Origin of the sequence: Bartonella silvatica (assembly GCF_040545155.1) — a bacterium.
Taxonomy (GTDB): Bacteria; Pseudomonadota; Alphaproteobacteria; order Rhizobiales; family Rhizobiaceae; genus Bartonella; species Bartonella silvatica.
Map to the genome: position 1 here is coordinate 153368 of NZ_JBEPLI010000002.1, position 26395 is coordinate 179762.

18 protein-coding genes, 2 tRNA genes and 2 pseudogenes are annotated in these 26395 nt (G+C 37.1%); 8 read left to right on the forward strand and 14 right to left on the reverse strand.

All coding sequences use genetic code 11. The features are described from left to right. Window positions 1-67: 67 nt before the first annotated feature. From ABID23_RS02330 to ABID23_RS02365, 8 genes are all read right to left on the reverse strand, one after another. The gene (locus tag ABID23_RS02330) at window positions 68-892 is read right to left on the reverse strand and encodes a uracil-DNA glycosylase (RefSeq protein WP_354188931.1); all 825 of its coding nucleotides are present in this window, start codon (window positions 890-892) and stop codon (window positions 68-70) included. 387 nt (window positions 893-1279) lie between these two features. Beyond that, window positions 1280-2038 carry a hydroxymethylpyrimidine/phosphomethylpyrimidine kinase gene (locus ABID23_RS02335; RefSeq protein WP_354188933.1) on the reverse strand — a complete coding sequence of 253 codons (759 nt, stop codon included), beginning with the start codon at window positions 2036-2038 and terminating at the stop codon, window positions 1280-1282. Next, entirely contained in the window at window positions 2029-2634 is a 606-nt protein-coding gene (locus tag ABID23_RS02340) for a thiamine phosphate synthase (RefSeq protein ID WP_354188935.1), read from the reverse strand. Before ABID23_RS02340 ends, ABID23_RS02335 begins: the two co-directional genes overlap by 10 nt. Continuing rightward, entirely contained in the window at window positions 2631-3404 is a 774-nt protein-coding gene (locus ABID23_RS02345; protein ID WP_354188937.1) for a thiazole synthase, read from the reverse strand. Before ABID23_RS02345 ends, ABID23_RS02340 begins: the two co-directional genes overlap by 4 nt. 4 nt (window positions 3405-3408) lie before the next feature. After that, entirely contained in the window at window positions 3409-3606 is a 198-nt protein-coding gene (gene thiS, locus ABID23_RS02350; protein WP_354188939.1) for a sulfur carrier protein ThiS, read from the reverse strand. 3 nt (window positions 3607-3609) lie between these two features. Then, on the reverse strand, window positions 3610-4560 hold the full coding sequence (locus ABID23_RS02355) for an FAD-dependent oxidoreductase (protein ID WP_354188941.1): 951 nt from the start codon (window positions 4558-4560) through the stop codon (window positions 3610-3612). Continuing rightward, the gene (gene thiC / locus ABID23_RS02360; RefSeq protein ID WP_354188943.1) at window positions 4557-6392 is read right to left on the reverse strand and encodes a phosphomethylpyrimidine synthase ThiC; all 1836 of its coding nucleotides are present in this window, start codon (window positions 6390-6392) and stop codon (window positions 4557-4559) included. The genes ABID23_RS02355 and thiC overlap by 4 nt, the downstream gene beginning before the upstream one ends. A gap of 1189 nt (window positions 6393-7581) precedes the next feature. Next, a complete protein-coding gene (locus ABID23_RS02365; protein WP_354188945.1) occupies window positions 7582-9141 on the reverse strand; it encodes a TerC family protein in 1560 nt (519 codons plus the stop codon). A gap of 459 nt (window positions 9142-9600) precedes the next feature. Between ABID23_RS02365 and ABID23_RS02370 the strand changes: the two genes are divergently transcribed. Next, window positions 9601-9676, forward strand: a tRNA-Lys gene (locus tag ABID23_RS02370). Between the two features lie 957 nt (window positions 9677-10633). On the opposite strand, the gene ABID23_RS02375 is transcribed toward ABID23_RS02370, so the two are convergent. The 4 genes from ABID23_RS02375 to ABID23_RS02390 all read right to left on the reverse strand — a co-directional run bounded on the left by ABID23_RS02375 (window position 10634) and on the right by ABID23_RS02390 (window position 16408). Continuing rightward, window positions 10634-11587, reverse strand: a complete 954-nt coding sequence (locus tag ABID23_RS02375) for a lysylphosphatidylglycerol synthase transmembrane domain-containing protein (RefSeq protein ID WP_354188947.1) — start codon at window positions 11585-11587, stop codon at window positions 10634-10636. Between the two features lie 15 nt (window positions 11588-11602). Next, window positions 11603-13357, reverse strand: a complete 1755-nt coding sequence (locus ABID23_RS02380; protein WP_354188949.1) for a cation:proton antiporter domain-containing protein — start codon at window positions 13355-13357, stop codon at window positions 11603-11605. A 91-nt stretch (window positions 13358-13448) separates the two neighbouring features. Further along, window positions 13449-15962, reverse strand: coding sequence for a protein translocase subunit SecD (secD, locus tag ABID23_RS02385; RefSeq protein WP_354188951.1), 2514 nt, complete (start codon window positions 15960-15962; stop codon window positions 13449-13451). 71 nt (window positions 15963-16033) lie between these two features. Next, window positions 16034-16408, reverse strand: coding sequence for a hypothetical protein (locus tag ABID23_RS02390; RefSeq protein ID WP_354188953.1), 375 nt, complete (start codon window positions 16406-16408; stop codon window positions 16034-16036). Between the two features lie 181 nt (window positions 16409-16589). Between ABID23_RS02390 and ABID23_RS02395 the strand changes: the two genes are divergently transcribed. The 3 genes from ABID23_RS02395 to ABID23_RS02405 all read left to right on the forward strand — a co-directional run bounded on the left by ABID23_RS02395 (window position 16590) and on the right by ABID23_RS02405 (window position 20662). Beyond that, window positions 16590-18965, forward strand: a complete 2376-nt coding sequence (locus tag ABID23_RS02395; protein WP_354188955.1) for a mechanosensitive ion channel domain-containing protein — start codon at window positions 16590-16592, stop codon at window positions 18963-18965. Then, complete coding sequence (locus ABID23_RS02400) at window positions 18959-19231, forward strand: hypothetical protein (protein ID WP_354188957.1); 273 nt, start codon at window positions 18959-18961, stop codon at window positions 19229-19231. The genes ABID23_RS02395 and ABID23_RS02400 overlap by 7 nt, the downstream gene beginning before the upstream one ends. 582 nt (window positions 19232-19813) lie before the next feature. Then, complete coding sequence (locus ABID23_RS02405; protein WP_354188959.1) at window positions 19814-20662, forward strand: outer membrane protein; 849 nt, start codon at window positions 19814-19816, stop codon at window positions 20660-20662. 179 nt (window positions 20663-20841) lie between these two features. Here ABID23_RS02405 and ABID23_RS02410 read toward each other — a convergent pair. Then, window positions 20842-21397, reverse strand: a pseudogene (locus ABID23_RS02410) (integrase arm-type DNA-binding domain-containing protein); the annotation flags it as partial. Between the two features lie 728 nt (window positions 21398-22125). Further along, window positions 22126-22211 (reverse strand) — tRNA-Leu (locus tag ABID23_RS02415). Window positions 22212-22366: 155 nt separating this feature from the next. On the opposite strand from ABID23_RS02415, the gene ilvA reads away from it, so the two are divergent. The 4 genes and pseudogenes from ilvA to ABID23_RS02435 all read left to right on the forward strand — a co-directional run. Then, the gene (ilvA, locus tag ABID23_RS02420; RefSeq protein WP_354188961.1) at window positions 22367-23632 is read left to right on the forward strand and encodes a threonine ammonia-lyase IlvA; all 1266 of its coding nucleotides are present in this window, start codon (window positions 22367-22369) and stop codon (window positions 23630-23632) included. Between the two features lie 38 nt (window positions 23633-23670). Continuing rightward, window positions 23671-24201 carry a hypothetical protein gene (locus tag ABID23_RS02425; RefSeq protein WP_354188964.1) on the forward strand — a complete coding sequence of 177 codons (531 nt, stop codon included), beginning with the start codon at window positions 23671-23673 and terminating at the stop codon, window positions 24199-24201. Window positions 24202-24477: 276 nt separating this feature from the next. After that, entirely contained in the window at window positions 24478-25848 is a 1371-nt protein-coding gene (locus tag ABID23_RS02430) for a DEAD/DEAH box helicase (RefSeq protein WP_354188966.1), read from the forward strand. Between the two features lie 55 nt (window positions 25849-25903). Further along, window positions 25904-26395 (forward strand): annotated as a pseudogene (locus ABID23_RS02435) (lysozyme); the annotation flags it as partial.

Genomic DNA, 26395 nt, shown 5'->3' on the forward strand with positions numbered 1-26395 from the left:
TTCGTATTTTAAAAGTTAAAAAAACTGAAGAAGTATTTCCATTCTGAGGAAATATGAGATGAAGAGGCTATAAAAAGCTGTCTAAGCGGTTTTTGACTTCCAAGAAGTCTATCCATGTAAGCTTTTTTTGGCTAGGCGTTCGAAGCAGATAAGCAGGATGAAAGGTTGGCATAACAGGTATTTTGATATTATCGTCTCTCTCATAGGTAAGCCATTTGCCCCGTGTTCTGATAATTCCGTTTTGAGATCCTGTGAGAAACTGCGTAGCAATTCCCCCAAGTGCTATGAGGATACGCGGATTTGCTAAATAAATTTGTCGTTCAATAAAAGGGCGACATAATGCAACTTCTCTTGGCGTTGGTGTACGATTTCCTGGTGGACGCCAAGGAATAGTATTTGCTATATAAACATTATTCCTTGTTAAACCAATTGATGCGAGGATCTTATTAAGCAATCTTCCCGCTTTGCCCACAAAAGGAATTCCTTGTATGTCCTCCTCTCGTCCTGGTGCTTCTCCTATGAGCATGAGAGGGCTTCCAGCTATTCCATCTGAAAAACAGGTATTTTTTGCTGTCAACTTTAATGAGCAGCCATTAAATGCGAGAAGAGCGGATTTTAATTCATCAAGTGTATTGGCACTTTTGGCACTTTCTATCGCTGTGAGCTCATCTCCCATGGCGCTAAGGGGGAGGGGGGGATGATTGTCTAGTTTGGCTGATGATGTTTGTGTATTATGAGAAACATACACTGTTTGTGTTGATCTTTTCTCGACAGGGGCAGATTGACTAAAGCGATCAATAGGAAAGTCTGTGAGGACAGCATCCGCGCCACTTTCTTGATAAAAGCTCAAGAGTTCTTCATATGAGATTGGGCACGACGTTTGATGAAGCATCTTAGTTTTTGATGATCTATCTAAAACGAATAGATCAAACAAAAAAGTCCTTTCTTTAATAATGTATTCGTTTGTAATTTATGTATTATTACAATGGCAGTTCTCTTATCCTTTACCAAAAAGCCAAAACAGCACTTTTTACAATTATGCACACATTTCCAATGAACCATTTTATCCATTAAAATGCATTACACTGCTTTCATAGTAAAAAAAAAATTCATTGAATGCAAGCGATATGAATTTATAATATTTTTATATTTTTAATAAAAATAAAATAATGTTATTGTGAAAATAAATATAACTACTTTGTAGAATATATTTATATTATAAACGGTTAATTTATGTATAAATGAAGTATTTATAGATTTAAAATAGAGTATTCAATATTTAATTACTTATTTTACAGTGATCTGAAAGCAGTGTTTGAATATATATTTTTGCACTTTTTACGGATTCTGTCATCGATTTATTTAATGCCAAATGCGCTGCAATGGCACTGGAGAGGATACAACCTGTTCCACGCATTGTTCCCGTTAGGCGTGGAGTAGAAATATCGATAACGTTGGTTTTATCAATGAGGCTATCAGTTGCAAGGGGATCATTTGCATGTCCGCCTTTTATTAAGATAGAACGCGGTCCAAATGACAAAAGTTTTTTTGCTTGCTGTATCGCTTGCTTATGATGAGAGGCGCGTGGACTTTGGCTAAGAAGAGCAAGCTCGTCTCTATTGGGTGTTAAAAGATCAATGTGAGGGAGGAGTTTGTTGGTCATCTTCTCTATGATTTTTTCTGTGGTTAATTTGCCCCCTGATGAGGCAACAAGTACAGGATCAAGAATAACGGGAATATGAGGATACTCTTCTAAAACGTCAGAGATTGCTGTTATGATTGCTTGGGTTCCTGTCATACCGATTTTTATGGCACTTATTGAATTAGCCTTCAGAGCTGTGCGCATTTGTGTGGCAACGAGTTTTTCACTCATTGGACAAATTTCCGCAACGTGGTTATCATCTTGTACATTAACACAGGTGATGGCTAAGCTGGCTTTTATTTGAAAATGAGCAGCTGTTTCTATATCACGGATAATACCAGCACCTCCTGTCGGATCAGTGCCAGCAACAATAAGAATAGAGGGGATTAACGCCATGCTTGTGTTATCTTTATCCACTGTTGTATACGTTCTTCAGGTTTTTGATGCAGGATAATATCAGTGACAACAGCAGCACTATTTGCCCCTGCAGTTAAAACACCCACTGCACGTTCTGGTGTGAGGCCACCAATGCCGACTAAAGGTAAAGCGCCAATCCGTTTTTTCCATTGTTGAATTTTTTCTAACCCTTGAGGCTTCCATTTCATTTTTTTTAAAATTGTCGGATAAATAGGACCAAGGGCAATATAGTCAGGGTGAACAGATAATGCGATATCTAATTCCTGTTCATTATGTGTGCTAAGACCAAACTTTATATCATTTTTACGAATTGCAGAAAGATCAGCATGGCTTAAATCTTCTTGCCCAAGATGAATAAAGTTACACTGTTCATCAATGGCTATTTCCCAATAATCATTAATGATTAATTGTGCTCCCAATGTATCGCATATGTTTTTTGCACGTTTAATATGTTGACGGATTATTTGTGGGCTTTTATCTTTCATACGTAATTGCACGAGTTTGACACCAAGAGGAACCAAACGTTCAATCCAATCCGCACTGTCAACAATCAGATAAAATGGATCTAGATTCATGAAAATACCGCTTTTCCAATAATAGGTGTTGAAGGAACTGCAATATTACGTGCTTCGAGTATTCCAGCCTTATATCCCATTCGTCCGGCTTGAACGGCTTTAGAAAATGCTTCTGCCATTAAGACAGGGTCACTTGCTTTAGCAACGGCAGTATTGAGGAGGACTGCATCATAACCGAGCTCCATAGCAATAGCAGCATGAGAAGGGCGTCCAATGCCGGCATCAATGACAAGTGTAATATCGGGCAGGTAAGCACGTATAGAACGCAGTCCATCAATATTATGAGGGCCTTTGGCAGATCCAATAGGAGCACACCAAGGCATGATGACGTGGCATCCAACCTCGAAGAGTTTTTCAGCAACAATGAGATCATCTGTTGTATAAGCAAAAATTTTGAAATCTTCACTGTTTAAAATTTTTGCTGCTTCAATTAAGGAGAAAACATTGGGTTGTAAGGTATCAGGATTACCAATAACTTCGAGTTTAATCCAAGAGGTTTTAAAAAGATCGCGTGCGAGTTTTGCTGTTGTAACAGCTTCTTTCACGGTGTAGCAACCAGCAGTATTGGGAAGCACCGTTACATCTAATTCTTGAAGAAATTGCCAAAATTGTCCACCTTGTTTTCCACCTATAGCTTCTCGGCGTAAGGAAACCGTTACAATTTTTGTGCCGGATTTATGAATAGAATCACGAAGAATTGCTGGTGAAGGATATTGTGCTGTACCTAACATAAGACGAGAAGAGAATTGGCGTCCATAAAGATTCAGCATCGTTTTAGCCTCCTTGCATTGGGGTTAAAATTTCAATTTTATCTCCTTCATGCAAGACAAATTGGCTTCGATTTCCTATGGGAATAACTTCAGCATTAACTGCGGTAGCAAGCCAATCTCCTTCATAACCTAGTTCTTCAAGCAAAAGATGAAGAGTTGTGACTTCTGTTTTAATTGTTTCACCATTGACAAATATTTGCATGTTTTACTCCAATGCCAATTTTATTGCTCGTTTTGCCATTTCTGGAGCTAAAAGAAAACCATGTCTATAAAATCCATTAATAGAAATATGGTTACCATATTTGTACACAGAAGGGAAGTTATCAGGATAACTTGGTCGTATACCAACGCCGGATTCAACAATTTCTGCTTCGGCAAAAGCAGGATGCAAGGTGTAAGCTGCATTGAGTAACTCCATCATTGACCTTGCCGAAATGGTTCCATCAAAGTTACTTTCAATCATTGTTGCACCAATCATAAAAATATTACCTTTTCGGGGAACAATATAGAGAGGAAATCGTGGGTGTAGAAGACGAACTGGGCGAGAGATTTTAATATCTGTGCTGCGTAGAAGAAGCATTTCACCACGTACGCCCCGTATATTTTTATCTTGTCCCAAACGGGCTATTCCAGTTGCATCAATGACAAGATCAAAATTCGTTTCAGATATGTCTACATCGACAAAACGTGCTCCATTCTTGATCAGATTTTCTTTTAAAGAAACAAGTGCTTGACGAGGATCAAGGTGGGCTTCCTTTTCATAAAAAAGCGCACAATTAAAACGTTCTGCAAGATCTGGTTCAAGTTGGGCTATCTCTGCACTGTTTATCGTTTTGTGATTATGTGTACGCGCTGAAAATCGTTCAAGTTCTACCCTATCACGTACAGGTGTGACGACCAAAGTCCCCCTTTGGATGACAAGATTAGGAAATGTTTTGTGCCACCATTGTATGGCTTGTATACCAAGATCTTCAACGATTTGTTCAGCACTTTCTCTTTCACAATAAGGTGCTAGCATTCCTCCTGCATACCAGCTGGCTGTCCCTATAGGAGAATTATGAGGTGCCGAGAGCGTAACAGGGATACCTTTTTGTTGCAACATAAAGGCAACTGTTAACCCTCCTATCCCTGCACCCTTGATAAGAATGTTTTTCAACTATTGACTCTCTTTTTTTGAGTAGGAAACATGTCGACATAAAGATCACCATTTTTTTGATATTCTTTCGCCATGGCAACCATTCCTTCATTTTTTGTTTTTTTCATTGCTGCAGCTTCACGAATATCATGAGAAATACGCATAGAACAGAACTTTGGTCCACACATAGAACAAAAATGCACCAATTTATGCGCTTCTTTAGGCATTGTTTCATCATGAAAAGCGCAGGCTGTATCTGGGTCAAGAGAAAGATTGAATTGGTCTTGCCATCTAAAGTCAAATCGTGCACGTGAAAGGGCGTTATCGCGCAATTGTGCTCTGGGGAGGCCTTTTGCTAGGTCAGCCGCATGGGCAGCAATTTTATAAGTGATCACACCAGTTTTAACATCATTCTTATCGGGAAGCCCTAAGTGTTCTTTAGGTGTTACATAACACAACATAGCTGTTCCAAACCATCCAATCATCGCTGCGCCAATTGCAGATGTAATATGGTCATATCCTGGAGCAATGTCAGTGGTAAGAGGTCCTAAAGTATAAAAAGGCGCTTCATGACAGAGGTCTAATTGTTGTTCCATATTTTCTTTAATTTTGTGCATTGGAACATGTCCGGGCCCTTCAATCATCACTTGCACATCTTTTTCCCAAGCGATTTTTGTCAATTCTCCTAAAGTTTTAAGTTCAGCAAATTGAGCTTCATCATTCGCATCGGCAATAGAGCCAGGGCGCAGTCCGTCTCCCAATGAAAGAGAGATATCATAGGTGCGTGCAATATCACAAATTTCATCAAAATGTTCATAGAGAAAACTTTCTTTGTGATGATGCAAACACCACTTGGCCATAATTGAACCACCTCGTGAAACAATTCCTGTTACTCGATCAATGGTTAAGGGAATAAATGGTAATCTTAATCCTGCATGAATGGTAAAATAGTCGACACCTTGTTCTGCTTGTTCGATCAGGGTATCACGAAAAATATCCCACGTTAAATTTTCAGCAATACCTTGTACTTTTTCGAGTGCTTGGTAAAGAGGAACAGTTCCGATGGGAACAGGGGCGTTTCTAATAATCCACTCACGAATATTGTGAATATTCCGTCCTGTTGAGAGATCCATAACAGTATCTGCTCCCCAACGAATGGCCCAAACCATTTTATCAACCTCTTCTGCCATGGATGATGTGACAGCTGAATTGCCTATATTGGCATTAATTTTAACGCGGAAATTGCGTCCAATAATCATTGGTTCGCATTCTGGGTGATTAATATTTTGGGGAATAATGGCGCGTCCACAGGCAATTTCATTGCGGACAAATTCTGCAGTATAAATTTCTGGCATAGATCCATTAACCTGTCCGTTTGATGGCACCTTGTTTTGATCTTGTATTGTGAGGCCTTCATTTTCTCGTATGGCCACATATTCCATTTCTTCGGTAATAATGCCTGCACGTGCATATGCCATTTGTGTAACTGCTTTACCATTTTTTGCGCGCAAAACAGAATGTTTTTTTTCAAAGGCTGGTGTAGGGGAGGTTCCATGAGACAGTCCGTTATCTTCAGGTTTAACCGGTCGTGCAGGGTAAGATTCAGTATCAGCACGTCTAGAGAGCCAAGGTGAACAAATTTTTGGCAAGCCCTTTGTAATATCAATAATCATATCTTTATCGGTGTATGGCCCAGAGGTATCGTAGGTGCTTAAAGGCTCTTCACCACTTCCATCGGTCAATGAGATTTCACGCAGTGGGACACGTACATCAGAAAAGAGAGAACTTTGTTGGTAGATTTTGCGTGAGGCAGGAAAGGGATGGCAATTGATTGATGGAATCTTTTTCTGCATAAACTTTTTCCTTATAATTACATAGTTCAAAAATATATTGCGATATTGGAGGGGATATATTCAAATGATCAATCATGTGCACTTGGATGAAGTGATATGTACCACTATTGCTTTATGCCAACGCACTTTAGATAAAAATCAAGAAAGTTAATGGAAATATTATAATATTTGCACTCCCCCACGTAAGAAACTTTTACTTGCAGAGGTATGGTTGGCTTAAATGTTGAGATTGTCAATCATAAAGATATATTTTTAACGATTTTTATATTATCGTTAAAAATATAATGAGCTATTATGAAGCTCACTCATTCCGTAAATGAGAACAAAACTCATGCAGATATGTAGTTATTTTTTTATTGTGTATTTTGAAGATATTTTTCATCTAAGGGGAAGAATATGATTTCATGTTTTTTTATGTTTCTCATTCCTTAAGAGGGGCATGAACATATGCAAAAGAGGACGCTATTCTATTCTTAATTCACATACTTTTTTAGAGAAATCTTTAGCACTCAAACCTATTTTGTGAGAGTACGTATGAATGTTATAGAGATGAAGCTATTGAGTCCTCTATATTTACGCTTGTGAAGGTACAGGATTACATCATCATTCTATTTGTCAGCTTATGGGTATTGCAAAAGTTTTTGTACTGATACGACTGATAAGAGGCATTTTTACTTATCTTGTACAGTTTTTAATTCTTTTATTTCTGCACCAGTTCTATTTGTCCTGTGTCAGGATATGGTTTTGATTGATTTAATGTGAGAAGAGTTATGATGAGAGTAGCTTCGTAATATTCGGGGCTGTATCCCAAGTTGAAAACGACGATTTATAATGATAAATCAATGTTGTGTCTGATCATATTATAAATTTTTATTTTTAGGGCATGATGGTTTATTCTCACTTAACCTTCATAAGTATGATTGTTTCAGTTAAGGTTTTATCTTCGATCCCTACACGCAATGTGGAAGCTTGGAAGCCAGCTGTTTTAATCGCTTAAATGACGATAGTTTTGTATTAAGCATTCGGCAAGCCTCACAGGTGAAATGCAACATTTATTTTGTTGTTACCTATTGTTCTTAGAAGATCATTAATAAAGATTTTTTTTCATATTGTTAATATTAAGAATTCTCTATTTTCTATAAATAAAAAAAGAACTTTCTCATTTCCTTTCTATCGAATAATATACTTTTTAGGACTGTACGATTGGAGAAATAAGGACTTTAGATACATTTCGCCGATCCATTTCGATTACTTTAAAACGTAAGCCATCAGTTTCAAAGCTTTCTCCTTCATTCGGCAAATGACCAAACTGCCAAAGCATAAATCCTGCTAGAGTGGTGTAACGGTCTGCTTCATCAACAAGATTACGCCCAAGATAACCACTTAAACGACGAATATCGGCATATCCTTCAACAAGAAGACTACCATTTTCAAGTTGTTCTGCGATCATGGGTTCTTCATCATCATCAGGAAAATCACCTGCAATGGCTTCAAGAATATCGGTTGGTGTTGCAATTCCTTCAAAAGATCCATGCTCATCCACAATAATGGCAAGTTGAATCGATGAATGACGTAATTGCTCCATTAACCGTAAAACACTTGTATTTTCATGAACAACAAGCGGTTCTCGCATCGCTTTTTTCCAATTAATCTTTTTTCCTTCAGCCAAATTTAAAAGAAGATCTTTTGTCAAAGCAACACCAACAAATTCGTCCACTTTTTCACGTGCAAGAATAAGGCGACTATGTTTAACCTGTTGTAATTCTTCACGCATTTCATTCTCATCACCATTTAAATCTAGCCACTCAATCTCATTTCGTGGTGACATAATAGAACGCACAGGGCGATCAGCTAAATCAAGAACACCACGAATCATCTCTTTTTCTTCGGGGCGAAATAACTCAGAAGCTGCTGCCTGTTCAGCAATTACATCAACAGTCTCTGAAAGGTTACTGTCTTTATTCCCTCCACCTAAGAGTCTTAAAACAGCATCCGCTGTCCGACCTCGTAAATCATTTGTCGTAATCATCTTTTCACGATTACGACGTCCAATTTGATTAAAGGCTTCAATGAGGACAGAAAAACCAATAGCAGCATATAAATACCCTTTTGGAATATGAAAACCAAATCCTTCAACAATGAGGGAAAAGCCAATCATCATCAAAAAACCAAGACAAAGGATCACAATGGTAGAATGACGATTAATAAAACGCATAAGGATGCCAGATCCCCACATCATCACTCCCATAGCAAAAATAACTGCTATATACATAACCATAGCTTGTTCTTTTACAATCATGCCTGTTGCGGTAATAATACTATCTAAGGAAAAAACAGCATCCAACACCACGACTTGAACAATGACTTGCCAGAAAACCGCATAAGCAATTCCTGTTTTTCTTTCATGCGATACCCCTTCTAATCTTTCATGTAATTCGAGCGTTGCTTTTGCGAGTAAAAAAGCGCCACCAAAAATTAAAATGAGGCTATGCCAACTAAACACAAAAGATGAGAATGAAAAAATGGTTGTATCAAGATTCATCACCCAACCAATAATGGTAAGGAGAAAAAGCCGCATAACTAATGCTAAAGTCAAACCTATAAAGCGTGCACGATTACGCAAATGCAGTGGTAATTTTTCAGCTAAAATTGCAATAAAGACAAGGTTATCTATTCCTAAGACAATTTCGAGAAAAATCAACGTGATCAAGCCAAACCACGCATGGGGATCAGCGATCCACTCCATCATAGTTCATCCTTTAAAAATTGAAAAATATACAATCGAAAAAATATATTCATGAGTTTTTATCATCATAATGAATACAAAATATTGAACATGAATCGTTTGCGTTCAAAGTAAAAAATTGCAAAGAGTTGCATAAACGCACATGATTGGTGATAAAATTTATAAAACGGAACAGTACCTCATACCACTTGCAATCACAAGAAGGTTCCTCTGGATTTTTCTCAGGCATTATGTGTGACAATCCTCCAACCCACAACTTCTTCTATGTTAGAATATTTTTCACAAAGATCCTTAATAATGGTTCTATTTTTATATAAGATCAAGGGGACGAATTATATTTTTAACTGTACATCCAATTTAGCTACATAGTTTACTGTTTTTACGTAAAAAACAGAAAACTATCTGGACATCCTTCTTCAAGAGCATTATAGAACCTACTTATTCTCATTTTTGAGAAACAGTGGGTGATTAGCTCAGTCGGTAGAGCAGCTGACTCTTAATCAGCGGGTCGTGGGTTCGATCCCCTCATCACCCACCATTGCGTTTTGTGCCGTGAATGAATTGTAGATTACTTTAGTTTTTTCTAGGTTTTGCGTTTATTTATTTTTTCAAACGGATCTCAAAAAATTTTTAATTTTCAAAAGATGTTTCACCTTCTTTTAAAGAAATCTTTTTCTTGTCTGCTACAAGTCGTAATTTAAGCGAGTGAATTCTCGAGTAGGATTCGAATTCCTTGAATGATATGGTTAAGATATATCGGTCTTTTTTAAAGGAAACTGACTACAGACTTTTGAAATATGATGTACATCATTGAGAGATAGAAGAATTTTTCCCTTTTGATTTGGAAATAATTATCTTGGTCGTCTGATAATTCTCCCGCTTAAAAAATTCATAGTAATCTTTAACATCTCATAAGGTGGATCAAGATAAAAAAGCCTTTGCTTGATCAGAGCCTCTGATAAACTTAGATCAGTCTCAATGTTCAATGGTTTAATCTGCTAAACACTGGTAAATAAGCTTTCATAAAGTTTCAAGTTTTGAACGATGAAATTGTGCTTTACGGTAAAAAACGATGCTAAACGTTTGCTGTGCCGTTTGTCTACTAAAACTCAGATGCTGTAGAGATAAAATCAAAGCTTTCTCTAAGTTTCTAGGAATATAGAGAAAAACGTTGAAACGCCTTATGGCTGCTCATCTATAATGCTCATAAATCCATAAAGGGATAATCATGGCATTGCAAATTCGAGAAAATTTCACCGCATAATCTAAACGATCATTGATGAGTCATATAAGGAGATTAGTTTTCTTCTAAGGAAGACGGAGCAATATTTTTTTATATAGCAATATTTTTTTATATTATGAGATTGGCAAGAAAAGAGAGGCACTTTAAGAATAAACATAACTGAAATTAACCTTGTATTGATTGGTCTATGAAATCAAAATCTACATGGTTATTGTTGCTGTGCCTTAAGATAGCAAAAAATTGATTTCTTATTTACTTTGTTGGTACTTTGGGTGGGCGTTTCCGATATTGTTGAGTTTCAAAAATGGCGACGACAAACAATGAAATAATAAATGGTATAATTAAATAAAGCATTCTAAATACAATAAGTGCTGCAACGACATCGGCTGGGTTCACACTCGGCATACCTGTTATGAATAATGCCTCTAAAACGCCAATTCCTCCGGCGGGGGCGTTGGAGAGAAGGGTTATTGTGAAGGAGGCTAGGAAAACACCGAGTACAGATATAAAATGAATATCTGCATTATGGGGGAGAACCGCGTATATAATTCCAGCTGCACCTAAGAGTTCTAAAGGGCTAATGAGAAGTTGTTGAATAACAATCCTTAGTCGAGGGTAAGAAAGCTGAACTTTTTTGCTCAAGCGTAAAGGTTTTAATTGCAGCCAGCTGCCAAAAGTGTAGAGCGCTATGCAGCCGAGCAAAATGATACCAACTGTTGTTCCAAGCCATTCAGGAAGTTCACTATGGATAAGAGTGATAATTTCTGGCTGTAGAATCAAAACGATTCCAAAAAGTAAGATTGTACCTACGACAAAAGTAAAAGAGCAAAAGCCCACCAGTATTGCAATTTCTGTACCATTTAATCCCTTCAGTTTATAGGCACGATAACGCACTACTGCACCAGAAAAGACTGAAGCACCGATATTGTGTGAAAGAGCATAGGTTGTGAAAGAGCATATAGCGATAAAAAACCAAGAAATTTTATGGCCGAGATGTTGTAAAGCAATTCGGTCATATCCAGCAAGTGCAGCATAAGCTAAAAGAGAACATAAACAGGCTAATAACCAGTGTTGAGAACTTAAATTACTCAAGCGCTCTAATACATCACTAAAAGAAATAGCAGAGAGTTTTATATAAAGAATGCGGATAGATACCAGCATTGCTAAAATACCAACGAACGGCCATATGAACTGCTTTATTTTCACGCTTCTTTATCCACTCTATGTTTTCTGTAAATTCAATTCATGGTTGCGCACATTCTGTACAGATTTTGGTTCTGTTATATGCTCAATAATACTATTAGCAATTTCCTCATCGTCAGTTACTACAACATTTGCACCTATCTCAATGAGATAAGTTGTTTCTACATGGGATAGTGCATGCGTGATTATCTGAATGTCTTTCTTCATGTCACGTATATTTACTATACATTCTCCGACTTCAATGGTGCTTCGCATTGTAATAACAACTTTGTATGCATTACTTATATTCGCTGCGTGCATTGTCTCTTGTTGAATGATATTGCCACAAATGACCTCAAATCCATCTATAATTGCTTGATCAGTGAGGCGCTTTGATTCTTCCACTATCACTATAGAGGCTCCTTTATTTATCAATGATAATGCTATAGATTTACCAATGCGACCATAGCCAATAATCACAATATGGTTTATTTTTAAGGTCGTTGGTAAAATTTCTTGATCAGGGTCTTGCGGATCAATATCAATGACTGTTGGCGCATTTCGTAAATTTGCAGGAGTCTTTTCTAGACGTTTTTTAATTTTGCTACAGATCATAAAAACAAGGGGATTGAGCAAAATAGAAAGAATTGCACCTCCAAGAATTAAATCATGAGCATCATTGTTTAAAAGTCCTAAACTTAAACTTAAGCCTGCAAGGATAAAAGAAAACTCTCCGATTTGGGAAAGGCTTGCAGAAATGGTTAAAGCTGTTGCATTAGAATAGCGAAAAGCTTTAACGATGAAGAAAGCAGAAACAGATTTTCCAAAAATAATAATGGATAATGTTGCGAGGAGAGGGAAAAAATGAGTCAATAATTTCCCAGGGTCAAATAACATACCTACAGAAACGAAAAAGAGCACAGAAAATGCATCTCGTAGTGGTAAGGATTCTTCGGCTGCATGGTGGCTTAATTCTGATTCACTCATAACCATACCTGCAAAAAAAGCACCAAGAGAAAGAGAAACGCCAAATAAATGGGCGGCTCCGAAAGCAACGCCTAATGCAATAGCAAAGACACTAAGACGAAACAGTTCACGTGATCCTGATTGTGCACTCATTTTTAGTAACCACGGAATAATGCGTCGCCCAACAATGAGCATAAGTGCAATAAATATAAGAACTTTGAGAATCGTTAGACCAAAAATTCCCCAAATATTTAAGTCTAACCATTGAACAAGAGGATCAAGTGCTTCTTCTTTTGTATTGCTGAGAATGTTTGCTAATGATGGTATGAGAACCAGTATAAGGATCATTGCTAAATCTTCAATAATCAACCATCCAACAGCAATACGTCCTTTTTCTGTTTCAATCAGATGGCGTTCTTGCAAAGCACGTAGTAAAATAACTGTGCTGGCTATCGATAAAGCTAATCCGAAGATCATACTACCACTAAACCCCCATCCCATAATCAAACCAAGACATAGGCCTAAAAAAGTAGAAAATGCCATCTGTCCAATGGCAGCAGGGATTGCGATCGCTCTGACGGATAAAAGATCTTTTAACGAAAAATGCAGACCAACACCAAACATGAGCAAAATGATACCAATTTCAGCGAGCTGGTTAATAATAGCGGAATCTATTTTGAAACCACCTGTGTTAGGCCCCACAATAACACCAGCTAACAAGTATCCCACAAGGGGTGATATGCGCAAACGACTGGCAATCATTCCTAAAAGAAATGCTAAACATAAACCTGCAACAATCGTTGTAATTAGTGGTGTATCATGAATCATGGATTATTTATGGCTTTTTATCATATTATGAAAATAACTATAACCTTTTTATGTGGAGAGAAGAGGATATTATATGATGAGTATAGCATGTTCATTTCTGTTCAGCTTTTATACGATGAGTTCGTTTACGCCACCAATCTCCGAGAAGGAGTAAAATGGGAGCGGCAATAAAAATAGAGGATGATGTTGCAATAATAATTCCAACAACCATAGGTATGGCAAAATTATGAACAGCACTTCCACCCCATATCGCCATAGGCAACATAGCAAGAACTGTGGTTGCTGATGTAAAGAGGCAGCGTACAAAGACTTGGTTAATTGAGAGATCAATGAGTTCGCGTAATGGCATGTTTTTATACAGGCGCATATTTTCACGCATTCGATCATAGACGACAACCTTATCATTTATAGAATAACCAACAATTGTTAAGAGAGCAGCTATAGCTGTCAAATTGAAATCAAATTGAAATAAAGCAAAAAAACCAATCATTTTAGTGGTGTCTAAGATAAGCGTTACAATTGCACCAACTGCAAAGAACCATTCAAAACGAAACCATATGTAGAGTGACATGGCAATTGCTGCAAGAATAACAGCTGTAAAAGCAGCGGTGGCAAGTTCGCCTGAAACTTTGGGACCAACAACCTCTGTTTGGTCGAATGTAACATCTGGGTAAATATTTTGTACTGCTGTTTTAACTTTATCAATGGCGATGCTTTGCTGTGCTTCACTGCCACTTTGTTTTTGCATACGAATTAACACAGTGTTTGCATTATCCATATTTTGCAGCGTAATTTCACCAATGTTCAGAGAGGAAAGCTTAGAACGTAAGTTTGCTAAATTTGCTGGTTCTTTGGAGGTAATGCTCATTTGACTACCGCCAATGAAGTCAATTCCAAAATTTAATCCAGGTTTTAAAAATAGGACGATAGAAGCGATAGATAAAATAATGGATACACCAATACCAACGAAGCGCGCTTTCATGAAGTGAAAAGAGGGGCTTTGTGGAATGATGTTGAAAATTGATTGAATATGGAGTGTTTTAATTTTCCATTTACGAATGGTCCCGATCATCATAATGCGCACAATGGTGATATTGGTGAACATAGAGATGATAATCCCAAGTAACATTGTTACAGCAAAACCACGAACAGGACCAGTGCCAAACAAAAACAGTAAAATAGTTGCAATGACTGCAGTGACATTGGCATCAACAATGGTTGCAAAAGCATGTTTGAAGCCACGATCTAAGGCTGCAAAGGCACTGACACCTTTTCGGCTTTCTTCACGGATACGTTCATTGATAAGGATATTGGCATCAACAGCGATACCGATACCTAAAATAATGCCAGCAATACCTGGTAATGTGAGTGTTGCACCGAGAAGACTAAGCGCAGCAAATGTTAAAATAGTGTGGAATGCAAGTGCTATATTTGTAATCGCCCCCCAAACTCTGTAGAGAAGAAAAATAAAAACAGCAACAAGAATAAAGCCGATGATACCGGTGTAAAGTCCCATTTGAATGGCATCAGCACCAAGATTGGGGCCTACGGTTCTCTCTTCAATTACGGTCAATGGTGCAGGCAAAGAACCAGCACGTAGGAGAGCAGCGAGAGTTGAGGCTTCTTTAGGATCAAAATTTCCTGTAATTTGACCTTGTCCGTTGGGGATAACGCTATTGATGGTGGGAGCAGTGAGGACTTTATTATCAAGAACAATTGCAAAAGGGCGGTTAATATTTTGTCGCGTTATTTCTGCAAATATTTTTGCACCAGCAGAATTCATCGTGAATGAAATGAGAGAGCGTCCTGGTATTTGTGGGTCAAAACCCGCACGAGCATCTTTCAAAACATTTCCATCTAAGGCAATTTGATCATAAATTGCGTAGCGTTGTGTTTCATCATTATATCCTGGGAGGATTGAAACGCCTGCAGGTGGATTATTTATATCAACGTTAGAGGGCACTAGATGAAAGCTCATCTTAGCGGTTGTCCCTAAAAGGTCACGTAATTGCTTTGGATCTTGTAACCCCGGTAATTGAACCATAATGCGATCCGCTCCGACCTTTTGGATAGCTGGTTCTGTAACACCAACTTGATCTATACGGCGACGGATGATTTCTAAGCTCTGTTCAATAGCATTGCTTATACGATCCTTAATTGCCGCTTCTGTTAAGGTTATACGGATCGTGTTATTTTGAGCATTGATTGCTATATCATTGTTTGTTGCACCAAAGCTGCTGTGTATAGGAGTTATTAATGTCTTTAGAGCAGAAAGTGCTTTTTCACTTTCTAATGGATCTGAAACAAGTACAACAACACTGTCTTCGATAATACGAACACTAGAGGTGCGGATTTGTTTTTCACGCAGTATATTACGAACGTTTCCTAAAACGAGGCGTAATTGATCGCGTTTTAATGTTTTGCTATCAACTTCAAGAAGGAGAGAAGATCCGCCTTGAAGATCAAGACCAAGTGTTACACGGCTATCGGGCAAGAATGGTGAGTTTTTAACCTGTTCTTGCGAAAATAAATTAGGCAAAGCAATGTAAATGCTGCTTAAAAGAATGAAACAATAAAAAGCTGTTAACCAACCAGGTGTGCGCATGATATATCCCGCTAATAGATAATTTAATCGTTATTAAAGGCAAGGGTAAGAGAAGATGAATATTGCATAATTCAAAAAAAAGGAGGAGCGCGTTTATTGGAAAAATATTGTGTTTTCAGATTTTCAATTTGTATACAAACGGCTGTGCTTTTGATTAAAAACTTCTTTAATCTTATAATGTTGCGAAAAGTATTGAGGGACAGAATAGGATCTATGTCGTGTTTTAAAAACTTTTTATCTTCAGTTATTGTAAGACTTAATTGGTCACACTTTTTTTCTGGATTAAGTCTCTTCATTTTAGCAATATGGCTTGTTTGTACTTGTTTGCTCCAAGAAGCTCGTGCTTGTAGACTATTGGTCAGCCATACACCAAGGCTGGACAGGAGCAGCCAAGTCGTAAGGAAGAGAAAATTTTCTTTTTTGCAATAGAGGTGCAAAAAAAACATGCCAGAGCGCCTTTGTTTTAATCTTATTCAGTTCACAGCTTATACTTTATCTTTTTCCTTATTATCAATATTATTGTTTAAGGAAAAGCTATTATAAGATTATTCTATAAAAGTTGAAAATGTTTATTTTATACCATATTTTACAGAGGGGGTAGATTCCTCTTTTACATATAAGGTAAATATGTACGCATTTTTTAGAAAAAAATTACGCATCGTTTTCTTTATTTTTTTGATTATCACTGTATTCAGCTCTTGGGCATGGGGGCACATTGGATCACAAAATGTCATCATTGGACAATCAATAACCCCTTACTTAATTGATGAAATTATCCAAAAACAACAGGTCATTATTGAAAAGCTTGAACAAAGTACAAGAACTTTAGAAAAAGACTTTGAAAATAAACCGGACGATGAACGTGCTTTGGTAGAGCTGAGGGTACGTGCACAGGATATTAGTAAGCAGGCTATAGAAGAGGCATTGGTTTTGCGTGCGCCTCTCAATGATATTAATGCAGTTCTTGACCAGTTAACTGAAATCCATAGTGACCTGAAAAGTTTAAAAAAAATAAGTGAGGAGCGTGCGCTCTTGATAGAGCAAAAAGCGAAGATTAATAGTGTGGTGCTTCAGTTTGAAGCAATCTTTTTAACAGCAAATAGAATAGCTGAGCTTGCGCTTTCTCAGTCTCGAGAGCTTTTTAAACTTACATTGACACATAGGCTTGAGTTTTCCGTACCTTTGGTTCTAAATCTTGCCCAGAAAACGAAAGAAGCTTCGTCTGATTTTCTTTTATTGTTAAAGTCTTGGTGGGATTTTATCTTCTATTTCAAATTGTTACAGTTTTTTCTTGCCTTTTTGATTCCACTTTTTACTGCTCTCATCCTTTTTTATTTTTCTCGAAAGATTTTGGTACATGTGCGTGGTCATTTTACCAAAGATCATGAAGAGATATCTTATTTACAAAGCTTATTAGTTGCTTTTATTTCGGTTCTTCTTCCTTCATTCGTATGTGCTGTTTGCATCTATCTCGTGTTGTTTTTATTTCGTCGTTTTCATTTAGATCTAGGCAAACTTACAACAGTATTTGAGATGATTGGATATCAAATTGTTTTCGTCTTTTTGATGAATCGTTTGGCTGTTGTGCTTTTACCATCAAATATGGCGCGTGGGCGCCTTCTCAATATTACATCGTCTACAGCATATCAGTTGGTTTTTTTGATAACCGCTCTAGGTGGCGTTTTAGCTGTTGATACTGTTTTCGATAGTATTTATCAAATCGTTTCGGCTTCTCTTTCTTTAACCATTGCTAAAAGCTTTATTGCTGTTTTGTTGGTTGCGATTCTGTTATTGATTATATCATTTGTGCCTTTGCATTTTAGAGGCGGTGTTTCTGGACGCGAAGATCAAGAGAAGGCCTTCTGGCCACTGTATATACGCATTTCTCTTATCACATTGGGACTATTTCTGATTGTGATTAATTTTTGGGGCTATGTTGGTCTGGCACGCTTTATTGTGCAGCAAGTTATGATTGGTGGGGCATTTTTAACTTTAATGTACTTAGGGATAAAAAGCGCACAAGCAATTGGAACTAAAGGACAATTTATGAAAACAATCATTGGTCATTCTTTGATGCAATGGTTACGCTTGGAAGAGAAAACCATGAATCAGTTGGGGGCTCTTTTGAGCATTTTCCTCAATGTAACTGTGGTTGTATTTTGTGCAATGCCAATTGCAGTACGCTTTGGGTTTTCTTATGCTGACTTACGGGCAATGTTATGGCAGTTTGTCACTGGTTTTCAAATTGGAAATGTCTTTATTTCTTTGACTTCTCTTGTAACTGGAATTGTTGCTTTTTGTGTTTGCTGGCTTCTTATTCGTCGATTTATTGGTTGGCTAGATGAAACGGTGTTGCTGCATGGAGAGTTTGATTCTGGTGTCCGTAATTCTATTAAAACTGTTATAGGTTATGGTGGCATTGTTATGTCGGCTTTGCTAGGAATGTCAATGGCTGGCTTGGATCTCAAAAATTTCGCACTTATTGCTGGTGGACTTTCACTTGGTATTGGTTTTGGATTGCAAAATATTGTTCAAAACTTTGTATCTGGGCTGATTATTTTGATCGGGAGACCGTTTAAACTTGGGGATTATGTGGAATCTGGAGCTGTAGGCGGTATTGTTAAACGTATCAGTGTGCGTGCAACAGAACTTGAAACACTTCAGCGTAAAACGATTATTATTCCCAATTCAAGCCTCATTAATAACAATGTTAGTAATTGGACACGACGTAATAAAATGGGGCGGGTTGATGTCCCTGTGATTGTTACCTCGAGTCTTGCTCCAGAGCGTGTCGTTGAAATTTTGTTAGAGATTGCTTCTACAACAGAGGGGGTTTTAAAGAATCCCGCACCACAAGTCAGTTTTACTGCGTTTGATAGTAAAAAATTTTCATTTAATTTGGCTATTTATGTATCTGATATTACTTCACCTTCTAAGGTGACCAATGCTCTTCGCTTTGTATTATATAAACGCTTTTCTGAAGAAGGAATCTTGGAATGTTAAGGTGTATTCACGCTGTTATAATAGCAGCTTTATGGAATATTGGGACCGTGTCATCTTTTGCAGCGACTATAAAAAATACTGATTTAAAGGTACAATCTCTCATTATTGTTGAAGGGAGTGTACCTTTTAATATTTCATTAGATGCACATCAAGTTGCTACAATTTGCATGAAGGGGTGTTTTATTACCTTTCCTAATAAAGATCGCTTCGCAATAAAGGCGGAAGATAACATAGAAATTAGCGGTGATAGAGCAATTTTTAAATAAAATAGTTGCAGCTTTTTGCTATGAGATGAGGTCTAGATAAGCAATCATGCTATTCATAATAACACGAACATGATGAGTGAAAAGGCTTTATTTAAATATACTATAGATGAAGATATTTCGAGCATATGCAGAACTTCGATTATTTTCTGTATAAGTTAGTAAGTATTATGTATTTTATATTGTTAAAAATATATAAGAAAATACATGTCATACGACATGGAATTCTTATTTTTTATATTAATCATATATTGAATATAACATTACTTTTATGATGTCTCATGTAAACGGGGATACTGAGTGATTCATTTTGGGAATTTTATTTATGATACTTTCGATGAGAAGTATACTATAACTCAAAATTTTGAGAATATAACAGGTAATTTCAGAAAAAATTCTAAATTTAAAGTATTACTTTTTTAAACACTGGTAAAATTTATTTACTAATATTATTTTTTAATGTAAAGATCAAATTTGGTGTAACTATAAAGGAGTATATACTGATTACAGCATAGGATTTTATAATACTTTATTTTCTAAATGTGATTTTTTATTATGTTTAAATAGAGCATGGGGTATAGTTTTATGAATACAAAATTTGTAACAGCATCGGTTTTTGCTTTTTTTTCAGCTTCTACAGCACAGGCAGCAGATGTGGTCGCTCTTGAGCAGCCACAAGACGTTGCTTCGTCAATTGTTGTTGCTTCGCCTTTTTCTTGGTCGGGGTTTTATTTTGGAGCTCAAGGTGGTGGTTTTTCGAGTAAAGCTTCTGCGATGACACCTGATGTGAATATTCCTCTTTACCCTGATGAGAGTAGTAAGAATAAAAAATGGATTCCGATTGAAGAAAAGTATTGGCCTAAACTTTCAGGTTTTGTCGCTGGTATTTATGCGGGTGCCAATATTGAAATGGGCAATGGCTTTATTTTAGGAGTTGATACGGATATGCTTTTCTCTGAACGAAAGGCAACAAAAACTGAAATGCAAGCTGAACCTGGTGAGCCTGTTGAATCTCAAGTGAAAAGTAGGGAGGAAGGAACTGATACAGAGGAGCATGAAACAAATGGGAAAGAAAACCGTATAGATTTTAAGCACACTTTTAAACAGAAGTGGGCTGGAGCGACACGGGTACGTGTGGGGTGGCCTATTGATCGTATTATGCCTTATATTTCTGGTGGCCTTTCTTATGGGCAATTCCAGGATATTTTGTCGACATCAATTACAGGGGAAGAAGAATTTAGTCAGGTCGCAGATACTACAAAGACTATGATTGGTTATACTCTCGGTGGTGGTATTGATTTTGCAATGACAGATAATCTTATTTTACGTGCAGAATATCGTTACTCAGATTTTGGTAAAAAGAAATTTAATGACCATATTGAAATTAAATATAAGACGAATGATTTTCGTGCTGGAATAGCTTACAAATTCTAAGTTTAGTAAGTTTATAATGGTTTAAGAAGGTCCTATCAAAGATAGGGCCTTTTTTTATTCCGTGTACTGTAAATACTCTTTTATTTTGAAGTTTAGAGTATTGACTGTGCGTGATGATATTGATGAGAGAAGTTTCAAATTTTCATTGTTTAGAATGAAGTCTCTTTGGATATTGCTAAAATACTTTTCCAATTCATTGCATTAGTGGTTTTATGGAGTTGTTTACCTAAAAAAACGTGCTTTTTTTGTTGTTGTCGCTTTTGTATGCCAAATGGGAGCAAGCGTGTTATGTATCTCTGTTGGTGTAATCTCTGAAACGGGCAGACAGCCTAATTTGGGAAGAATATGAAGGCGTAGAGGTAAAAACCAACGCCCATCTTTACCATCATTCTTTAATTCAGCTTTACGGCTTTCAAAAGCATCTAAGGCAATGTCTTTTAGGTAATGGAGATTACTTATTGCCTCACGCTTTTGTTTCTCACGTTCTTTAATAGGGTCACGACCTTCACGAAGAACAGAGCGCCATTGATTTACATATTCACGGGCTTGTTTTAAAGAAACATCTCTTAAAGCCCCCAAGCCCATTTCACGACGACGTCCGTGAAGGGTATAACGATAAATCCATTGAGCACCTCCATCTTTACGCTTATGAAGAAGCAAGCCGGCACCATCATTATATTTGCCAGCCCCCAATGTTGCGACAGATCTTGCATTAAGACGGTTCATAAGAGCCATTTTTAAATCCTTTCTTATACAAATTTGATCCACACACTCATCCCGCTTGTGACGTGCAAATGAGTGGTTTTGATTGATTCAAGATAAGCAGGTTTGAAATGAGAGAATCCTACGTTATTCGGGATTCTCATTCAATATGCAAAACAGTGAATTATCATTATAAATCAATGCCTTGTGTAATCTTTAAGAGAATTTCTTATTTTTAGAAGAACTCAAATAGAATCAACCAATTGATAAAATTAAGGAATTTTGAACAATTCCCTTTAATATTGATATAGGAAACCTAAAATAAGTTATTGTAAATATAATTGTCTCAAAAAGAAGTATCTATCACAGAGCTAATTTAGAGAAGTGAAAAATTTTTCTTTAATATGTTTAACAATTTATTATTTTCTGCTGGTATTTATGACGGTCTAGAAAGCAAATATTGAAAATTACAGTTTTATCATAGTTTATTAGATGGTTGGTTTATTATATACAGTAATCTCGTATGCTTCATTTCCTTATTCTTTAGGATAAGAAGATTGAAGTTAATGTTTTTTTCTATCCTAAAAGATGATGAGGAGGACGGAAAAGTGTTAAAAGGTAATTCAAAAAGCCGTAACGATTCGCCTCTTAATATCATCGTGGTGGTGTCTGATAGCATTACAATGGAGCTGCAAAAGGCAGCTTAAAAGGTGGTTTATTTATAATAACACATTGAAAAATAAGAGAAGATATACATGTTATGGTGCGGACGGCGGGACTTGAACCCGCAAGGTCTTCGACCGGCAGATTTTAAGTCTGCTATGTTTACCGTTTTCATCACGTCCGCAATGAGAGCTCTCTCATAAGCTATATTTTTTATTGAATCAAGAATTAATGATCAGAGATTTTTTCACTTTGGAATAAAATTTTAACTGACAATAGGTGCTTTTATAGATAGAAAAAGCAAGTATAATGTGAACAAAGCGTGAAGTCAGTGGTGTTATGAGTCAATTTATTCAAGACGTAAATAAAGCTATGGTTGCTTTGCATCGTGTATTTACTGAGACACCACTTCAGAGAAATGATTTTCTGAGTCAAAAATATGATGCAGAAATTTATTTGAAGCGTGAAGATTTAACACCGGTGCGCTCTTATAAAATTCGAGGTGCTTTCAACTTTGTTTCGAAAATGCTTGATGAGATTCCTCCAGATGCTGCATTTGTTTGTGCATCGGCGGGAAATCACGCGCAGGGTGTTTCTTTTGTTTGCCGTTATTTTAAACGTAAAGGCGTGATTTTTATGCCTGTGATGACGCCGCAACAGAAAATCGATAAGACACGTATTTTTGGTAAAGAGTTTATCGATATTCGTTTGGTTGGTGAGACATTTGATCAATGTTATGCAGCCGCACAGTCTTTCGCTCTGGAAAGTGGAGGGATTATGGCGCCACCCTTTGATGATATTCGTATTATTACTGGGCAAGCAACGGTTTTGTGTGAGTCTGTTTTGCAGTGGGAAAAACTCAATGGAGAGAGTGAGCCAGATTTAATCATTGTCCCTGTCGGTGGCGGTGGTTTAGCCAGTGGTGTGAGTGCGTTTTTACGAGAATATGGTTGGAAAACAGAGCTTCGTTTTGCTGAGCCGCAGAGAGCTGCAAGTTTGCGTGCTTGTTTAGAGAGTGGAAAACGTGTCAAACTTGAAAATATTGATACATTTGTAGATGGTGCTGCTGTGGCTGAAATTGGTGCTCTAAACTACACAATGTTGAAGCGGTTTTCACCTGATTCGGTCATTACAATTCCTGAAAATCGTGTTTGTTCCACAATGGTTGAAATGCTTAATGTTGAAGGTGTGGTTCTTGAGCCAGCAGGTGCCTTATCCATTGATGCTCTGAATAGTATTCCTCCTCAAGAATTGAAAGGCAAAAAAATTCTTCTCGTTATTTCGGGTGGTAATTTTGATTTTGAGCGATTGCCAGATATTAAGGAGCGTTCCCAGCGTTTTCAGGGGTTAAGAAAGTATTTTATTTTTAGTTTTCCGCAACATCCTGGTGCACTGCGCCACTTTCTTGCTACATTATCATCGGATGATGATATCGTGCGTTTTGAGTATCTAAAAAAATCGGCTAGAAGCTTTGGCTCTGTGTTGATTGCAATTGAAACAAAAAAGTATAATAATTTTTATCTCTTAGAGGAAAAATTTCAAGCGTTAGGTTGGCGTTATCGTGATATTACTGATGATCAGACGTTGTTTGATTTTGTTATTTGAGAAGTAAAAATTTTTGCTACCATGGAAGATCGTTAAAAATGAAGTCTGTTTTCTATTTTTTATTGGGTTTATTTTTACTTTTGAGTGTTGGTGGGCGCGCCTTAGCATCTGAGGCAACAATAGAACAAAAAGCTGAACTTTTAAATTTAGTTATTGATGTTAATCATGCTGTAAAAAACGGAAATTTTTCGGTTATTTCTCATTATATGCCTGATCATCTTTATAAAGAAATTGCGCGTCGGTTGGATACGACAGAGGATAAATTACGTCATAATTTTATTAACCAACTGCATGATAAATTTAAAGGATTGCCTGCTGGTTCTTATCATTTAGATGAAAACAATATTGAGTATTTCCAAACGGGTAATGGCACTTTTTATGCTTTGATTCCAACGTTTCTTGAAACAAAAGATCGTCTTATAAAATATAAGACTTTGGCAATCTTTGATAAAGCGCAATGGTATTTAATCTATGGGGGGCAGAAAACTGTACAAAATCCAGTTTTTCTAGAAATTTATCCTGACTTTAGTAACGTGCATTTATCGAGGGAAATTATAACAAAGAAATAAATATTATTTTTTAAATTCATAATAACTTTCGCAAAGTACTTGCTTTTTCATCATAATGCAGTGATAATACAGAATAAGGGTGTTTAACTGTTTTTTATAATGTGAAATTTATGCATCTTTTGCCTTGATTTCAAGGTGTTCGTTGTTCGCGCAAATCATTCTTTCAAGTATTGCTTTACAAATTTGAAATTTCAAGATCTTTTTTGCGCGGATTCTTGAGTAATAGGGTTCATCTTGTTACTTTTTAGGAATGTTGGGCTGAGGAGAAGTTTTGTTTTGAGTCATAAAGAAAGTGTTTTCATAAAGTTGGGTTTATCTGCTCTTTTGAGTAAAAATTTGCTTATTGCTGGTATGGATAAACCTAAACCAATTCAGGAAAAAGCGATCCCAGTCATGCTGAGTGGGCGTGATATCTTGGGTATTGCACAGACAGGCTCTGGAAAAACTTTAGCGTTTGGTTTGCCTATTTTAAGTCAAATTTTAACTTTGGGCGACAAACGTTTTCCTAAAACAGCACGCGCTTTGATTTTGGTTCCCACCCGTGAGCTTGCTGTTCAGATTGATGAAACAATTCGTGCTGTTTCGAAAGGAACGCATCTTTCCACATGTCTTGTTTTTGGTGGGGTATCACGTTTAAAACAAATTAAACGCATGGCAGCAGGTGTGGATGTTTTGATAGCAACACCAGGGCGTTTAAGAGATCTTGTTCGTGAAAAATCCGTTGATCTTTCTCACTCTCGTTTTTTGGTTTTGGATGAAGCAGATCGTATGTTAGATATGGGCTTTATTCATGATGTCAAGCAAATTGCAAAGCTTTTGCATCAAGAGCGTCAGACAGCACTTTTTTCTGCGACAATGTCAAAAAAAATTACCATACTTGCGAAAAGCTTGCTCAATGATTCAGTAAAGATTGAGGTTGCTCCTCAAGGAACGACAGCTGTAGAAGTTACACAAAAGCTATATTGTGTTCCTACAAGTGAAAAGAAGAGTGTTTTAGGTAAACTTTTATCAAATCCGGCTTTTGGATCAGTTATTGTCTTTACGCGAACAAAATATGGAGCTGATGCTGTTACGCGTAGTCTTACAAAGATTGGGTATTCTGTTGCAACAATTCATGGAAATAAGTCGCAAAATGCGCGGCAATCTGCTTTAAAAGCTTTTCGGGAAGGTGTCGTACGGATTCTTGTCGCAACAGATATTGCAGCGCGTGGTATTGATATACCAGGGATAAGTCATGTGATTAATTATGATTTGCCAGATGAAGCTGAGAGTTACGTACATCGTATTGGTCGAACGGGACGTAACGGCGCATGTGGTGAAGCTCTCACGCTTTTTGATGAAAGGGTTGAAGGGGTACGATTGCACGCTGTTGAACGTTTGATTCGTGTGCGATTGGAGCGCGATACCATTCCTGAACAGTTTTCTATATTGCCAGAAAAGCCGATTGTTCTAGAAGAGGAAAAAGAAATCGGTAAGAAAGGTCGTATTCGAAAATCTAAGCATCAAAAGCAATTGTTAAATTGTAAAGATAAAGCTGAAAACTTACAGGATAAGAGTTTATCATCTTTAAATAAAAAACATAAAAAAGCAGCAAAAAAGCGTGCGAAGCTTTTTCGTTTTCGAAAGTCAGTGAAAAAGGCAGCTTGAGTCAAATATTTAGAAAAATCTGTGTGCTGGGATATTTTTTCCGATTATATACGAGCAATTAGAAAAAATCTTTTGTGATGACTTAAAGCAATTTGAGAAGGCAGTAGAAGAATCGGTTATGGTTTCGTTAACGGATTGCCAATTCGCGGCTCTCGTTTCGTTTTTCTATAACATAGGAATAAAAGCTTTTTGCAAGTCAAGTTTGTTAAAAAAGCTTAATCAAGGGGATTATGATTGTATTTCAGCAGAATTACAGAAATGGAATAAGGTGGGTGGTAAGCCTCTTCAGGGGTTATCCAACCGTCGTGCAGCAGAAGCTGGTTTGTGGGCAAAGGGGTCTTATATTTCTTCAAACACTCAAAGAGTGGAAACGAAAGAGATGACGGGTCTTTTGAAAGTAGAAGCTTTAGCACCGATCATAGGGTCTTGTTCAGGCTTTGGAGGCTTATTGGTTGGCAATGGTCCAGTGCAATGGGCATTCGCAGGTCTTATGGTTTTAGCCGCTTGTACAGGTCTGGTGATTGTAGCCAAGCGTTTTCGGGAGCAA